We start from the raw sequence: 1,295 nt of genomic DNA, 5'->3' as shown, positions 1-1,295 counted from the left end.
TCAGCAACGGCGAATGGGCCCCCAATCCGACAGTGGCAACGTTGTCTAACGCGATGGATGTTAGCCAGCCGTACAACTGGCCGCGCGTAGAGGAGTTGTTCCGTCGTAAAAATTGGGCGCTGCCAACGCTGGGATTTGGTGCGGTGAGTGATGATGTGACCAAAGCGACCCTGCATGAACTGGAAGCGCTGGGCTACACCTCCGAACCGCATGCAGCCATTGCTTATCGTCTGCTGCGCGACCAACTCCAGCCGGGCGAGTTCGGCTTGTTCCTGGGAACAGCGCATCCGGCGAAATTCAAAGAGAGCGTAGAAGCCATTCTGGGTAAAACGCTGGATCTGCCAGACGCATTGGCGCAGCGTGCGGATCTGGAATTGCTCTCGCATAACTTTGCGCCCGATTTCGCGCAGTTGCGTCAGTTCCTGATGGCGTTGCCGGAATAAGTTATGCTGTTTATCGTTCCCCGCACCGTGCGGGGAACGGTAACCCTCACTGCGCGTGGCGCTTAAAGACAAGCTCCTGCTCGGTCGCGCCATATTCCGCAAAGCAGTAACCTTCCAGATTGAAATCTTGCAGTTGCTCAACCTGCGTCAGCCGGTTTTTGATAATAAAACGGCTCATCAAGCCACGCGCCTTTTTGGCGTAGAAACTGATCACCTTGAACTTGCCGTTTTTCTCATCCAGAAACACCGGTTTTATCAGCGTAGCATTGAGCTTTTTGACATTGACGGATTTGAAGTATTCATCTGACGCCAGATTGACGAGGATGTCATCTCCCTGTGCCTGTAGCGCCTGATTGAGGTGCTGCGTGATGGTATCACCCCAGAAGTGATAAAGATCCTTGCCGGCCTGGTTCTCCAGTCGCGTACCCATTTCCAGACGATAGGGCCGCATCAAGTCCAGCGGGCGCAGTACGCCATACAGCCCGGACAACATGCGCAGATGCTGCTGGGCAAAATCGAAATCTGCTTCGCTGAAATCTTCTGCGGCAAGCCCGGTATAGACGTCGCCTTTAAAGGCCAACAGGGCTTGGCGCGCATTGTCGGGAGTGAAATGGGGCTGCCATTCGCTAAAACGCCCGGCGTTGAGATCCGCCAGTTTGTCACTGATGCTCATCAACGAGGCTATTTGTGCCGGTGTGAGCCGTTTACACAAGGCGATCAGTTCGCTGGCGTGGTCCAGCAATGCGGGCTGCGTGTAGCGCTCGGTGGCCAACGGGCTGGTGTAATCCAGCGTTTTCGCTGGCGAAATGGTGATCAACATGGCATGGCTCCCCTGTTTTTGTTGCAGGTACT

General features: G+C 54.9%; 1 protein-coding gene and 1 pseudogene. One reads left to right on the top strand and one right to left on the bottom strand.

The annotated features are described in order from the left end of the window. Nucleotides 1-443, top strand: a pseudogene (locus J5224_RS28270) (threonine synthase); the annotation flags it as partial. A 46-nt stretch (nt 444-489) separates the two neighbouring features. Here J5224_RS28270 and yaaA read toward each other — a convergent pair. Continuing rightward, entirely contained in the window at nt 490-1,263 is a 774-nt protein-coding gene (gene yaaA / locus J5224_RS28265; RefSeq protein WP_264628430.1) for a peroxide stress protein YaaA, read from the bottom strand. Nucleotides 1,264-1,295: the final 32 nt, after the last annotated feature.

The organism is Candidatus Symbiopectobacterium sp. NZEC135 (genome assembly GCF_025962695.1).
Note: the sequence above shows the minus strand (reverse complement) of the source record. Positions and strands in the feature narration are given on the sequence as shown.

Coding starts and splice junctions, on each gene's coding strand:
- yaaA (WP_264628430.1), bottom strand. CDS start 1,263: ATGTTGATCACCATTTCGCCAGCGAAAACGCTGGATTACACCAGCCCG.